This window comes from Halorarius litoreus, assembly GCF_024362405.1.
Lineage (GTDB): Archaea > Halobacteriota > Halobacteria > Halobacteriales > Haloarculaceae > Halorarius > Halorarius litoreus.
Genome location: NZ_CP101454.1, coordinates 3,548,639 through 3,562,407, shown reverse-complemented (window position 1 = coordinate 3,562,407; position 13,769 = coordinate 3,548,639). Strand labels below are relative to the sequence as shown.

Here is a 13,769-nt window from a genome sequence, read left to right as displayed (position 1 = left end):
CGGGACTGCACAGCCCTGCGGTCGTGTCCCTATCGACGCCCGGTAGAAACGATGTGAAACCGGGCCACGGCGGCCGTGAAACGCAACCGTTATACCGTCCACTCCGCTACCGATGGATAGGTCGAACCGACCTGTTACACGCTCCGTTGGTGTAGTCCGGCCAATCATCTTGCCCTCTCACGGCAAGGACCAGGGTTCGAATCCCTGACGGAGCACTCTTCTGTCGAAGCGAGGTCGTGCGATCGTAGTTCGAATCCTTCCCGCGACCCTTCGAGCGACGAGATAGTTTGCTGACCGTTTCGCTGGTGGTGGAGCTTCCTACCGACTGTCGTCGCCGAGTTTGCACCACCGAGGAAACGATACCCTACCGGAACCCATGGCTGTAACCGTTCAGTTACTCGGTGAATGAAGGCCACTAACTATTCCTCACAACGGGCTACGCCAGCCAATGAAAGGGGGTATCGTCGTGACGTTCGTGTTCGTGGTGCTTGTTATCGCGAGCGGCAGCGTCGGTGGAACGATCTCCGGCGGTTCGTTGCTCGCCACTGGGGGGAACGAATTTGCGAGTGGTTCGGCGCTGATGGTCGACTCGTCGTCCGCACAGCTCCTGACGACGACAGCGACCCCCACCCAGGAAGCAACCGACACGCCGACAGCGACCGCGACTGACACCCCAACGGCGACTGCGACGGCCGCACCGATACCGACAGCGACCGCGACCCCCATCCCAACCCCGACGCCGACAGCGACCGCGACGGCAACCCCAACGGCAACCGCGACCGCGACGGCAACCCCAACGGCAACCGCGACCGCGACGGCAACCGCGACTGCGACGGCAACCGCAACACCACCTCCAACCCCATCACCAACCCCAACAGCGACGCCGAACCCCACTCCGACGCCGACGGCCACACAGACACCGTCGCCGACACCGTCTACGATCCCAACAGTGACGTCGACCCCGACGCCTACAGCAACCCCGACAGCAACCCCGACAGCGAATGGGACACCGACGTCGACGCCCACAGCAACCCCCACCGCCTCTGCCACGCCCACAGCGAGTCCCACCGAACGGGACGAGCCGTCGGATACACGGAGCGGGTCCAGCGGCTCGCGTGACGAGCCAAATCCGACGGCAACCCCCAGCCCCTCGCCGACACCGGCGTCGACGTCAGCCTCGACCGCCGCGAGCTTCAGCGTCTCCACGGCGACGCTCGACCGGACGACGATCTCCGCTGGTGAGACCGTGCAGGTCTCCATGCAGGTCGAGAACGTCGGCGGGCGCGATGGGACGTTCGAGGCCGACCTGCTCGTGGACGGCGAGATCGTCGCCACCGAGACGGTGTTCGTCGAGGCCGGTGGAACTGGAACGGTCGGCTTCGAACAGCAGTTCGACACTCCCGGTGAGTACGAACTGGCGGTCGACGACCGGCCGCTCGGCACGCTGACCGTGACGGCCATGACCGCGAGCTCGGACGCGGTCCGGGTCGTCGGCGCCTCGCTCCCGGCCGAGTGGGTCGCCACGGGGTTCGAAGCCAGCGTGCGAGCGACCGTGGTGAACGAGGCGAGCCTGGCGGCGAACCGGACGCTCACGGTGACCGTCGACGGGCAGTCCGTGGCGAACGAGACCGTCTCGCTCGGCCCGAACGAGCAGCGCAACGTGACCATCCCGTTCGAGGCCGTCGCTGGGACCGTCGCCGTGGAAGGGGTCGAGGCAGGTCGCATCGAGGTCGGGGAGGACGTCGCGCAAGCCCGTACGTCGACCCCCGACGCGACGACCGGGGCCGAAGTCCTGTTCGACCCCGCCCGCATCGTGGTCCTCGTCGGCGCCGTGTTCATCCTCGGCGCGTCGCTCTACGTCACCGGGCAGTACTTCAGACAGTGATTCCCGGGGTCAGAACACCGCGTCGACTTGCGCCATCGTCTCGTCGAGCGAGCCGTCGTTGTCGACGACGACGTGCTCACCGTCGAGCGGCTCGAACTGCTCGCGGTGGAGCTGGTGGACGTCGAAGTCCGCATCGCTCTCGTCGCCCTCGCGGGCGGCGATGCGCTCCCGGACGACCGCCTCGCTGCACTCGACTTTGACCAGCCGGAACGGCACACCGAGTTCGGCGGCGGTCTCGCGTGCTGCCTCACGCTGGCGTTCGTACTTGAACGTCCCGTCGAGGACGGCCGCGCCTTCGCGGTCGACGGTCTCGCGAGCGCGGTCGAGCAGCGCGGCGTACACCTGGCGGGTCTCCTCCGGGGTGTAGTCGGGGTCGTCGAGGACGGCCTTGCGGACGACGTCCGTCCGGAGTCGCGGTGCATCGAGTCGGTCGGCGACGGCTTCGGAGACGGTCGTCTTGCCCGCGCCGGGGAGGCCACAGACGACGACTAGCATCGGTCCTCTGGGGCGTTGCGTGGTGGGAAGCGGGCGACCGGTCGCGCTCGGCGCGTCATCGTCTTCCTCCTGCCGCCATCGGGTCTTGAATCCACCCACTCCGAGTGCGACAGCGTTTATCCGACCCCAGCCGTAGCGGCTGGTGATGTATCTCTCACCCGCGGTGCGGACCATGCGCGACGACCCGACGTCCGGTGTCGCGGTGACGCTGCTCGTCCGCCCGGACGCCGCGGACACCGAAGCGACACTCGCCGCGGTCGAAGCCAGCGCGGGCGAACTCGACCAGGAGACCCGGTTCGGCAACCTCCACGTCACGCTCCCCGAGCCCGCGGTCGCCGACCTCCTCGACGCGCTTCCCGCGGAGGTCGCAGCCGTCGAGACCGTCACCTCGGAGCTGTCGGGGGACGCGGGCGAGGACCTCGACCCCACCGAGTGAGCACACGACCGCGGGGCTTTTCGCCCTCGTTCGAGAACGCGGGGTATGGACCTCGCGCCCGGCACGTGGCGACTCGCCACGCCCATCTTCGTCCTCGCAATCCCCGCGACGCTCCTCTTCGCGCCCGCGGGAGTGGTACTTCTCGCGCTCGGTATCGCCTCCGTCTGGTTCCACCGTGACCCCGAACGCCCTACGGGCGATGGTGTCGTCTCCCCTGCGGAGGGAACAGTGTCGGTCATCCGTGAGGAGGACGGCCGACTCAGAGTGGGCGTGTTCATGAGCCCGCTTTCGGTCCACGTGAACCGCGCGCCGCTCGGCGGGCCAGTCGAATCGGTCGAACACGTTCCGGGCGCGTACAAGCCGGCGTTCTCGAAGGACTCGGACCGGAACGAGCGGGTCAGAGTCGAGAGCGACGACTGGACGCTCGTGCTCATCGCCGGCTGGTTCGCCCGCCGCATCCACCCGTACGTCGAGGCGGGCGACGACCTGACGAGCGGTGAGCGGGTGGGTCACATCAGCTACGGCTCGCGTGCGGACGTGGTGATGCCCCCTGACGTGACCCGCGAGGACCTCGTCGTCGAGACGGGCGATTCGGTACGGGCTGGCGAGACGCTCGCGCGGCGCTGACCCGTCCACACCGGCGGTAGCTTTTTCGACGCGCCAGCGGACTCCAGTCCATGAGCGACAGCGAGACGAGAGGCCGCCAGCGAATAACCGAGATCTACGTCAACGGGCTCGCCGACATCACGCCGGACGTCCCGACCGAGTTCTCGGCGCTCGAAGCCGCGGCCATCGAGGCGATGGACGAGAAGGCCGAGGGGTACGTCGTCGGCTCGGCGGGGTCGGGCGGTACCGACGACAACAACGTCGCGGCGTTCGACCGCTGGCGCATCCTCCCGAAGATGCTCCGGGGGGTCGAGGAACGCGACCTCTCAGTCGAGCTGTTCGGCACCGAACTCGACGTGCCGGTCGTGCTCGCGCCGATCGGCTGTCAATCCATCCTCCACGAAGAGGGCGAACTCGCGTCGGCCCGTGCCGCAGCGAACCAGGACGTACCGCTGTGTCTCTCCACAGTCTCATCGTACACGATGGAGGAGGTCGCCGACGAACTCGGCGACACCCCCCGGTGGTTCCAGCTCTACTGGTCGCCGAACCGCGACCTGACGACATCGTTCCTCGACCGCGCCGAAGACGCGGGCTACGAGGCCATCGTCGTCACCGTCGACACGCCGATTCCGGGGTGGCGGCCACAGGACCTCCAGCAGGGGTATCTCCCGTACCTCGAAGGCATCGGCACGCAGAACTACTTCTCGGATGCGGTGTTCCGCGACCTGCTCGACCAGCCACCCGAGGAGAACACCTTGGCTGCGGCCCAGCAGTTCCTCGACGTGTTCGGCGACGCCTCGCTGACGTTCGAGGACCTCGACTGGCTCGGCGAGCAGACCGACCTCCCCATCGTCGTGAAAGGCATCCTCGACCCCGCCGACGCTCGGCGGGCAGTCGAGCACGGTGCGGAGGGCGTCGTCGTCTCGAACCACGGCGGCCGGCAGGTCGACGGCTCGGTCGCCGCGGTCGAGATGCTCCCGAGCGTCGTTGACGAGATCGGCGACGAGGCGACGGTGCTGTTCGATTCGGGAATTCGGAACGGCGCCCACGCCATCAAGGCGCTCGCGCTCGGGGCCGACGCCGTCCTCCTCGGGCGGCCGTACGTCTATGGGCTCGCGGTCGACGGCGAGAACGGCGTCGAGAGCGTGCTCAAGAACTTCCTCGCGGAGTTCGACCTCTCGCTCGGGCTCGCGGGTCACGACTCGGTCGCGGACCTGGACGAGGATGCACTCGTCCACGAAGACGACCTTCCGTGAACGAGTCTCGCGGGGCGGCGGACTGACCCACCGATCTCGCCGTGACGAACTCTTTTACCGGAGCGTGGTGTGTCTCAGGTGGTGAGCATCGAGCACTTCGAACGGCCCTCGGACACCGTATTCTTCGGGTTCTGTCTTCTCGCAGCGGTCAGCGCGTTGGTCGTCGTCTCGTACTTCGAACTGAACGCCTGGCTGCTGTTCCCGGTCGCAATCCTCGTGCTCGCGGCCCTGACGCTCGTCGACGGCTACCGACGTAGCCGGCCGTGACCGGCGTCCGCTCTCCCAGCTGCCGAAGCAGCCGCACTCCCGATTCGCGGACCTGTCCATTGATGAGGACATCTGTCGACTCGATGTGCATACCTGCCGTCGAGTCGGCCGGTGGATGCGACTTTCGGCTGTTTGACAGACTGTGACACTCCTACCAAAATTTTAATACAAATCCAGTATCATGCACAGGTGAACACGGAACCGATTCGCCATGACGCTCTGGACCCACATTCCCGCGTTCGTCGCTGCCGGTAGCGACGGCGAGGGGCCGGGTCGGGGCTGGGCGAACATCGGTGTCGCGTCCCCGACTCACGCCGCGTAGGCGGGTCATCCGACCCGCCGCCACGAAGGCGACGGGTCGGGGACGCACCACGCTTCTTCGACCCTCTCGTCTTCGAGCCGGCAGTCCGTCGCTCGTGACGCCCGTGTGACGTCGACCACTCGGTCGGCGTCGACCGCCCATCGACCAGCCGCAGCACTCCCCCACTCCCGACAGCCACCGGTGTCCCGTCCGTCACGACGGGTCGCGCGTTCGAATCGCGCCGGGAGCGTCCATGTCACTCCACATGGCAGACGTCGAGGTGACCGCCGCCCTCGAGCTTCGGGTTCCCCGAGGCGAGGCCGGCAGCCTCGACCAAGGCGCTCGCACGGTGTTAGCGAAGATCGACTGCGTCCGCGAGGTCGACGTCGAGCGCATCGACGGGATGCGCCCCGACGCCTTCGACCTCTACGTCGACGTCGTCGCTCAACTCCGGCTCGACGCCGAGCCGGAGGCCAACCACGCTGACCTCGTCGCGCTCCTGCGCGACGGCTTCGGCGTCACCGACGTCGAGCGCCTCGACGTCCGATGATCGCACAGCCTGCAACCATGCACACACCAAGCTACCAATGTCACACCGACGCACATCCACACGCCGAACCGACTACCAACTGTCTCGACCCGCCCCCCGCGCGGTAACCTCGCTGGCGCTGACCGTGGCCCTCCCGCTCGCAGTCGTCGCCGTCCTGACGGTCCCACCGCTGGCGCCGCTCCTCGCGGCCCTCCCGTTCGTTGCCGCGCGGTATCGGGACTGACGTGCCGGGACTCACCCGCCGCGTCTCCCGGTACCGTTAACCGGCCTGACACCACAGACCGGGACGAATGAGGTCCGGACTCCGTTTCGCTGTACCGAACGCCCGCCCGACGCCTCGACCGAGGTGGTCGGCGTGAGCTATCGTCGCGTCCTCGTCGTCGCACTCCTCCTCGGCCTCTGTCTCGGCGTCGCGACCGCGACCGCCGTCCCCGCGACGGTGAGCGTCGACGCTCCTGAGACCGCGTCGCCGGGCGAGACCGTGACCGTGACCGTCGACATCGCGACGGACACGCCCGTCTACGCCGCGCAGTTCGGCCTCTCCTTCCCGACTGCCGGGTCGGCGACGCACGCCACCCCCGGAAACTTCCTCTCGCAGAACGCGAGCACGTTCGTCGTCGCGAACCAGGTCGACGACGGGCGCGTCAGCTTCGGCGAGAGTCGCCGCGAGACCCAGACGGGCGTGACCGGCTCGGGAACACTCGCGACCGTCGACGTGACCCTGCCCGCTGACGCGTCCGGGTCGGTCACGCTCGGGCTCTCGGACGTGAAAGTGGCGGCTTCGAACGGCTCGTCGGTTCCGGTCGAGACGGCGGGTACTACCATCGACATCGAGGGCGCTACTGGCGCAACTGGTGGTACTGACGGCGAGGCCAGCGACTCTACACCCGGCGCCGAGCCGACCGCGACGCCCGTCGGCCCCACGCCTTCGGCCCCCGACGACGCTGCACGCGTGACGGCGACCAAGACGTCGCCGGGGTCGGTGACGTTCACCGCGACGGGCGAGGGGACGGTCGTCGCTTCCCTGCCGCCCACGGAAGCCGGCGAGACGGTCGGCGTCCAACTCACCGGGCTCACGGTCCGTGACGTGACCGCAAGCGAGTTCGACGCGACGGTGACGGCCGTCTCTCCCGACGCCGCGGGGTTCTCCGGCCCCGACGACCCGATGCTGGCGGCGTTCAACGTCACGCACCCGTCGCTCTCTGCAGACGAGTACGGTAGCGCGGAGCTCCAGTTCACCGTCGCGACGTCGCGGCTCGACGACGCCGGTGTTGCCCCCATGGGCGTCGCGCTCTACCGACTACAGAACGGGACGTGGGGCAAACTCCCGACCAGTCGGGTCGATACAACTGCTGACGCCTACGTGTTCACCGCGCGGTCACCCGGCCTCTCGACGTACGCCGTCGCGTACGAACCCAACGCGACCGAGACGCGAACGGTGAGCGGGTCTGGAAGCGGGGAGACGACCGCGACGCCGACGCCCGTCGCCCCGGGAACCGTCGGCTCACCGACCGACGGCTTCGGCCCTGGCTTCGGTGGCGTCGCCGCACTCCTCGCGCTGGTCGGACTCGGCGTGGGACTGGGTCGTCGAGACTGAGGACTCTCGGCAGGCAGCGTCGAAAAAGGAATCGCTCGGTTTCTCGGGTTCAGTCGCGTCGTGCGAGCAGCCCGGCAGCCAGCAGCCCCACCAGCGCGAGCAGCGCGGTGAAGCCCGGCCCATCGGAGGCCGTCGGCGTACCGGTCGCGGTCGGCGTCCGCGTCGGCGTTGCCGTGATGGTTTCGGACGGCGTCGATGCCGGTGTCGCCGGTGTCGTCGGCGTGCTGTCGTCGGGCGTCACCGTGGGCGTCGCCGTGGTCGGCTCGACGACGGTCACGGTGCCGGCGGTCAGGTTCCCCACCGCGATGGTGTAGGTGCCCGCGGCGTCGAACGATCGGCCGAACGTCGCGGTCGCGGAGCCGTTCTCTGGCACCCGGACGGTCCGGGTCTCGCCGGTAGGCTCGCCGTCGACGAACAGTTCGACGGTCTGCTCCGCGTCGGCCGTGCCGGTGTTCTCGAACGTCGCGGTGACAGTCAGTGTGTCGCCGACCTCGACCTCGGTCGTGCTGACGCCGGCGTCGACCTGCGTGACGTTCGGGGTCCCCGAGGGAGCGACCGGCGCCGACCCACCCGAGCTACCGGAACTCGGACTGCTCGTGCCGGTGCTCGGCGAACTGGTGCCGGTCGAGCCGCTCGCCGTCTGGACGGTGAACGACGCGGTCTTCGTCGTCGTCTGGCCGACCGCGTCGGCGACCGAGACCGTGAACGTGTGGCTGCCGTCCGAGAGCCCGCTCGCGTCGTAGCTGACGCCGCTGGCGGAGACGGATGCCGCGCCCGTCACCGTCTGGCCGTCGACTTTCACCTCGACGGAGGCGGTGTCGATGGACGACGCGGCGTCGGAGTAGGTCGCCGACAGCGTCGGGCTCGACGTGCTGACGGTCGCGCCGTCGCTCGGGTCGAGCGAGACGGTCGGCGGCGTCTCGTCGGTAGTGACCGTGTAGTCGGTGGTGAACGTGTCGCTGTTCCCTGCCTCGTCGACCACCGTCACCGCCACCGTGTGGCTCGTACCGGGCTGGAGCCCGGTCGCCGTGTAGGTGGCGTACTCGCTCGTCACCTGTGCGCCCGCGGCGTCGGTCACGTCCGTCCCGTCGAACGAGACGGTGACCGCGCTCGCGTCCACGCCGGTGAGGTCGTCGCTGTACTCGAACCGCGCGGTCACCTCGTCGGTCGTCGCCGGGTACTCCGTGCCGGACGCCGGCGACGTCGACGAGAGCGTCGGTGCCGCGGTGTCCTGCACGGTCGCCCCGTACGTCGAGAAGTGGGTGACCGTCGTCAGGTAGTACGTGTCGGTGACGCCGTTTTCGAGGGTTACCTCGGCGATGCGCGTCGGCTGCTCCTCCCACGAGTCGGTGTCCGGGTTGTAGTAGCGGATCGCCACGTCGCTGGGTGAGACCCCGGTCGGCAGCGCCGACTCGTTGACCGGGAGGCCGATGGTCGCGTTCGTCAGGTTCTGTTCGAGCGCGTCACCGAGCTCGCCGTCGATGAACCGCGCGCCACGGAGGTCCGCGGCGAGCGGCTCGAGCGGCGTCGACGAGTCGGTGATGGTGACGAACGTGTCGTTCACCTCGGCGCTCGTGTTGAACTCGATGAACGAGCCGGAGCTCTCGACGTAGACGGTGACCGTCTTGTTCGTCGTCGAGACCGTCTCCAACACCGTCCCGAACGAGTCGGTGCCGCGGTTGCCGGCCTCGTCAGTCGCGGTCGCGATGCCGCTGTAGAGGCCGCTCTGGTTCACCGCGAAGGTGGCCGTGTAGCGGCCCTGTGCGACCTGCTGGACGTCGAGCTTCGTCGTCGAGCCGTTCGGCGTCCGCAACTGGACGACCAGCGAGTCGGTGTCGAGGGTGTCGCCGTTCGTGACGGAGACGTTCACCTGTGCCGTCGAGGTGTTGACCCGCGAGACGGTCGCGCCGAGCGCGGGGTCACGCCGGTCGAGTTCGACTAGCGTCCCGGACGAGGCGGTGTTCGTGTTCTTCGCCGGGTCGGTCGCGACTGCGCTGACGGCGAACGCGCCGTCGTCGGGCACCTGACCCGAGATGTCGGCGGTCGCGGTCCACGAGCCGTTGTCGAGGCTCGCGGGCACCGCGAGTTCGTAGTTCTGGTCCCACGCGGAGAGGACGAACGTCACGTTCTCCGCGTCACCGGGGGTTCCGCCCGCGTCCGCGGCGAACGTCACCGTCCCGTTCGTCACGACGGTGCCGGCCACGACGTTCGGGCCGGTGACCTCCGTGATGGAGACGGTCGGTGCGACGGTGTCGACGGTGACGTTCACCGTCTTCGTCGCGGTGTTGTTCACCGCGTCCTCGCTCGTGACGACGACCTCGTACGTGCCGCTCGCCACGGCCACGCCCGAGTCGTCGGTCGCGTTCCACGTCACGACGCCGCTCCCGTCAGCCGGGGGTGCGGCGAGCGTCGCGACCTGGGTGCCGGTCGAGGCGTTGCGCACGATGGCCGTGCTCGTTCCGGGGTGCGTCTCGGTAACGTCGACGCTCACGGCGACCGGGTAGTTCGTGCTCACACGGTCGCTGTGGTTCGCGCTCGCGGCGATACGCGGTGCGCGGTTGTCGACGGTGAACGTCCACGAGGCAGTCGTCGTGTGCGAGGCGTTGTCCGCCACCTCGGCGACGAGCGTCTGCGTGTTCGTGTCCGAGACCGCGCGGTCGGGGAGCGTGACGGTCAGCCCGTCGGGCGTGACCGTCGCGTCTGCCAGCGAGACGGACTGGCCGTTCGCCGAGAGCGTCACCGACGCGGGGTCGATGCCGCTGTCGCCAGCCACGTCGTCGTCGCTGTACGTCACCTCGACGGTGGGCGTCGTGTCGTTCAGGAGCGTCCCGTTCGCAGGCGCCACCGAATCGACATCGGGCGCCGAGACGAAGTCGAACGTGAACGTCTCGTTGGCGGTGTTGCCGGCCTCGTCGGTCGCGGTGACGGTGACCGCGGTCGGCCCCTCCGGCCAGCCGTCGGTCGCCACCACGGTGTCGTCGACGTTCGCCGTCGCGTCGCCCGTGGTGTTGCGCTGGAACGTCGCGGTCACGGCGCTGGCGTCGTCGTACGCGAACGAGAGGTTCGTCCCGTACGCGACCCGGCCCTGCTGCGGGCCGACGAGCTGGATGCCCGGCGCGACCGTGTCGACGGTGAACGTCTGTGCAGTCGTGGACGACGCGTAGGGGAGCGTCACACCGCTCCCGTTCACGAGGCGGAACTCGACGGTGTGTTCGCCGTCCGCGAGGGACGCGAGCGTCACCGTGCCGTTCGTCCCGCTCGTACTATCAGAGGCGGTCTGCCACGTCCCGCCATCGACGCGGTACTCCGCGTGGTCAACGTCGTCGGCGTCGCGGTTCGCGATCTCGTAGGCGACCGTCGGCGCGCTCACGTTGACGTGCTCGCCCGCGGTGGGGTCGACGACCGAGACGCCGGGTGCGCGCGTCGTGTTGACGGTCATCTCCGTCGTCGCCGTGTTGCCGGCCTCGTCGGTGACGGTCACGGTGACCGTCAGCGTCCGGTCCGGCACCGTGTAGACGGTGTCGGCGGTCGGGTCGGCCGTCGTCGCGTTCGTCGTGCCGTCGCCGTCGAAGTCCCACTCGTAGCTCGCGATGGGACCGTTGTCCGTCGTGTTCGAGGCGTCGAACGTCGACGTGATGTTGACGACGGCTGGCTGCGGGCCAGTGATGGCTGGCGTCGGCGCGATGGTGTCGCTCACCGTCACGTCGCTCGTGGTCGCGGTGTCGGTGTTGCCGCTGGCGTCGACGACCGTCACCTCGGGCGTGAACGTCCCCGTCGCCGCGAAGACGTGCGTCGTCGTGGGTGAGGTGGTAGTCTCGTCGACCGTGTCGTCGCCGTCGAAGTCCCACTCGTAGGAATCGACGGCGTCGTTGTCAGAGCTGCCAGAGGCGTCGAACGCGACGGTCGTCCGGTTGAGCTCCGCGCTCGTCCGGTTCACCGTCGCCGTCGCCGTCGGCGCCACGCGGTCGACGACTGCGACCGAGGCCGTCGTCGTGTTCGTGTTGCCGTCGACGTCAGTGACGGTCAGCGTCACCGTGTAGTTGCCCTTCGCGTCGTAGGCGTGGTCGAAGGTCACGCCGGTCGCGCTCGACCCGTCACCGAACGCCCAGGCGTACGAGTCGATCTGTGTGTTATCCGTGCTGGGTGAGGCGTCGAACGTCGTCGTCACGTTCACGTCGACCGTCCGCGACGGGGTAGCGACCGCCGCCTCCGGTGGCGTGCCGTCAGTGACGTTGACCGTCGCCATCGTCGCCGTGGCGCTGTTGTTCGCCGCGTCGACGACCCTCACGGTCGGGGTGTACGACCCACGCGCGTCGTACGAGTGGACGTACGTCGGCGAGGAGGTCGTCGCGTCGACCGTACCGTCGCCGTCCACGTCCCAGCGGTAGGCGACTATCTGACCGTTGTCGGTCGACTGCGAGGCGTCGAAGCCGACGGTGTCCGTCAGGAACACGTCCGTCGCGTTGACGGTCGCGCTCGCGTCCGGTGCGGTGGTGTCCGCGACGGTCACGTCGGCCGTGGTCGCGGTGTCGGTGTTCCCGCTTGCGTCGACGACCGTCACCTCGGGCGTGAACGTGCCCGTTGCGGGGTAGACGTAGGTCGTCGTCGCCGCGGTCGTCGTCGTCTCGACGGCACCGTCGCCGTCGAAGTCCCACTCGTAGGAGGCGATGGCGTCGTTGTCCGACGACCCGCTCGCGTCGAACGAGACCGTCGTGACGTTCAGCCCTGCGCTGGTGCGGTTGACGGTCGCGCTCGCGCTCGGCGGGACACCGTCGCCGACCTCGATGCTCGTCGAAGCGGTGTCGGTGTTGCCGTCGACGTCGGTGACGGTCAGCGTCACCGTGTAGTTGCCCTTCGCGTCGTAGGCGTGGTCGACGGTCACGCCGGTCGCGCTCGACCCGTCACCGAACGTCCACTCGTAGGAGTCGATCTCGGTGTTGTCAGTCGAGTTCGAGGCGTCGAACGTCCCCGCTTCGGAGACGTTGAGCGCGCCCTCGGGGCCCTCGACCACCGCGATCGGGGCGGTTCCGTCGACGATGCTGACGGTCGCGGCCGTGCCCGTACCGCTGTTGCCGGCCTCGTCGGTCGCCGTGACGGACACGTTGTACGTCCCGCGCGTGTCGAAGGTGTGAGTGACCACCGGGTCGATGGTGTTCTGTTCGATCTGGCCGTCCTCGTCGAAGTCCCAGGCGTAGGAGGCGACTGCGCCGTTGTCGGTCGTTCCCGAGGCGTCGAACTCGACGGGGGCGCCGAGCGTCTGTTCGGTCGTGTTCGGCGCCACCGACACGCTCGGTGTGGTGGTGTCCTCGACGGTCACCTGCACGGTCGCAGTGTCGGTGTTGCCGCTCGGGTCGACGACGGTGAGGTTCGCGGTGAACGTCCCCCGGTCGCCGTACGTGTAGTCGACCGACGGCGAGGTGGTGGTCTCGTCGACCGTCCCGTCGTCGGTGAAGTCCCACTCGTAGGACGCGACGGCATCGTTGTCCGTGGAATCGCTCCCGTCGAGTGTCACGGGGTCACCGAGTTCGACCGTCGTCGTCGTCGCCGTGACTGCTGCAGTGGGGTCGACCTCGTCGACGACCTGGACATCGACGGTGTCGGTGTCGGTGTTGCCGTCGGCGTCCGTGACCGTCACCGCGACGGTCTTCGTCCCGGTCGAGTCGAAGCTGGTGGACACTTGCGAGCCGGTGGCGTCGGCCGTGCCGTCACCGTCGAAGTCCCACTCGTACGAGTCGATGCGGTGGTTGTCTGTCGAGTCGGCCGCGTGGAACGCGACGTCCTCGGAGACGTTCACCGTCGTCTTCTGGACCGTGGCGTTCGCGGTCGGGGGGACCGTGTCGACCGTGTCGATGGTGCCGCCGGTTGCTTGCGTCGGGACGGAGTTCTGGTTCGGGTCGCTGACCTTCACCGTCTCGAAGGTGAGCGACGTGAGCGCGCCGAGCGGCTTGCTCGTGTTCTCCGTGGCGGTGAACTTCACGTACGCCACGTCGCCGGCGCCCGTCACGCCGCTATCGTCTTTTCGGGCCTCGCCGTAGTCCACGACACCGGTCGAGTTGTCTGTTCCCTCTCCCGGTTTTAGCGACCCAACCCCGTCCTGCGTCAGATACGGTCCCGGTTGGGGGTTCGACGCGTTCAGCACCGTGCTGTTGAACCGGAGCTGGAACTGGATGGCGTTTATCGGTGGCCCAGCGGACCCGGGAGCCGTGTCGTACTGCACCGCGATCCAGACTGATTCACCCTGACTCAGGGTGACGTTGCTTTCGTTGAGCGATAGCTCGCCCTCGTGGCTCGACGCGACCGCTGTGCCCCCGACGAAGGGGACGAACGCGGCGAGCACGACGAGCGCCGTGAGTGTGAGTGCGCGTGTTCTCATTGG

10 protein-coding genes and 1 tRNA gene are annotated in these 13,769 nt (G+C 68.5%); 8 read left to right on the top strand and 3 right to left on the bottom strand.

The annotated features are described in order from the left end of the window. Positions 1-140: 140 nt before the first annotated feature. Positions 141-215: transfer RNA gene (locus NL126_RS18730), tRNA-Glu, on the top strand. 211 nt (positions 216-426) lie between these two features. Here the strand turns inward: NL126_RS18730 and NL126_RS18725 are convergent. Beyond that, positions 427-1,260 carry a hypothetical protein gene (locus tag NL126_RS18725; RefSeq protein WP_255196406.1) on the bottom strand — a complete coding sequence of 278 codons (834 nt, stop codon included), beginning with the start codon at positions 1,258-1,260 and terminating at the stop codon, positions 427-429. Here NL126_RS18725 and NL126_RS18720 point away from each other — a divergent pair. Further along, a complete protein-coding gene (locus NL126_RS18720; RefSeq protein ID WP_255196405.1) occupies positions 1,259-1,885 on the top strand; it encodes a DUF7407 domain-containing protein in 627 nt (208 codons plus the stop codon). The two genes, NL126_RS18725 and NL126_RS18720, sit on opposite strands and share 2 nt — an antisense overlap. A gap of 9 nt (positions 1,886-1,894) precedes the next feature. Here NL126_RS18720 and NL126_RS18715 read toward each other — a convergent pair whose 3' ends face one another. Next, entirely contained in the window at positions 1,895-2,479 is a 585-nt protein-coding gene (locus NL126_RS18715) for a P-loop nucleotide/nucleoside kinase family protein (RefSeq protein WP_434084172.1), read from the bottom strand. A gap of 46 nt (positions 2,480-2,525) precedes the next feature. On the opposite strand from NL126_RS18715, the gene NL126_RS18710 reads away from it, so the two are divergent. From NL126_RS18710 to NL126_RS18685, 6 genes are all read left to right on the top strand, one after another. Then, positions 2,526-2,816, top strand: coding sequence for a hypothetical protein (locus NL126_RS18710; protein ID WP_255196403.1), 291 nt, complete (start codon positions 2,526-2,528; stop codon positions 2,814-2,816). A 45-nt stretch (positions 2,817-2,861) separates the two neighbouring features. Further along, a complete protein-coding gene (locus NL126_RS18705) occupies positions 2,862-3,443 on the top strand; it encodes a protein sorting system archaetidylserine decarboxylase (RefSeq protein ID WP_255196402.1) in 582 nt (193 codons plus the stop codon). A gap of 50 nt (positions 3,444-3,493) precedes the next feature. Further along, positions 3,494-4,678, top strand: a complete 1,185-nt coding sequence (locus tag NL126_RS18700; protein ID WP_255196401.1) for a lactate 2-monooxygenase — start codon at positions 3,494-3,496, stop codon at positions 4,676-4,678. A gap of 81 nt (positions 4,679-4,759) precedes the next feature. Beyond that, positions 4,760-4,945 carry a hypothetical protein gene (locus NL126_RS18695; RefSeq protein WP_255196400.1) on the top strand — a complete coding sequence of 62 codons (186 nt, stop codon included), beginning with the start codon at positions 4,760-4,762 and terminating at the stop codon, positions 4,943-4,945. Between the two features lie 554 nt (positions 4,946-5,499). Then, entirely contained in the window at positions 5,500-5,796 is a 297-nt protein-coding gene (locus NL126_RS18690) for a hypothetical protein (protein WP_255196399.1), read from the top strand. A 355-nt stretch (positions 5,797-6,151) separates the two neighbouring features. Further along, positions 6,152-7,393, top strand: coding sequence for a PGF-pre-PGF domain-containing protein (locus NL126_RS18685; RefSeq protein ID WP_255196398.1), 1,242 nt, complete (start codon positions 6,152-6,154; stop codon positions 7,391-7,393). 49 nt (positions 7,394-7,442) lie between these two features. On the opposite strand, the gene NL126_RS18680 is transcribed toward NL126_RS18685, so the two are convergent. Then, a complete protein-coding gene (locus NL126_RS18680) occupies positions 7,443-13,766 on the bottom strand; it encodes a PKD domain-containing protein (protein WP_255196397.1) in 6,324 nt (2,107 codons plus the stop codon). Positions 13,767-13,769 lie beyond the last annotated feature (3 nt).

What these genes read in the sequence shown, in the direction of transcription:
- NL126_RS18720 (WP_255196405.1), top strand. Translation starts at nt 1,259, where the DNA reads ATGCAGGTCGAGAACGTCGGCGGGCGCGATGGGACGTTCGAGGCCGAC.
- NL126_RS18725 (WP_255196406.1), bottom strand. Translation starts at nt 1,260, where the DNA reads ATGGAGACCTGCACGGTCTCACCAGCGGAGATCGTCGTCCGGTCGAGC.
- NL126_RS18710 (WP_255196403.1), top strand. Translation starts at nt 2,526, where the DNA reads ATGTATCTCTCACCCGCGGTGCGGACCATGCGCGACGACCCGACGTCC.
- NL126_RS18705 (WP_255196402.1), top strand. Translation starts at nt 2,862, where the DNA reads ATGGACCTCGCGCCCGGCACGTGGCGACTCGCCACGCCCATCTTCGTC.
- NL126_RS18700 (WP_255196401.1), top strand. Translation starts at nt 3,494, where the DNA reads ATGAGCGACAGCGAGACGAGAGGCCGCCAGCGAATAACCGAGATCTAC.
- NL126_RS18690 (WP_255196399.1), top strand. Translation starts at nt 5,500, where the DNA reads ATGTCACTCCACATGGCAGACGTCGAGGTGACCGCCGCCCTCGAGCTT.
- NL126_RS18680 (WP_255196397.1), bottom strand. Translation starts at nt 13,766, where the DNA reads ATGAGAACACGCGCACTCACACTCACGGCGCTCGTCGTGCTCGCCGCG.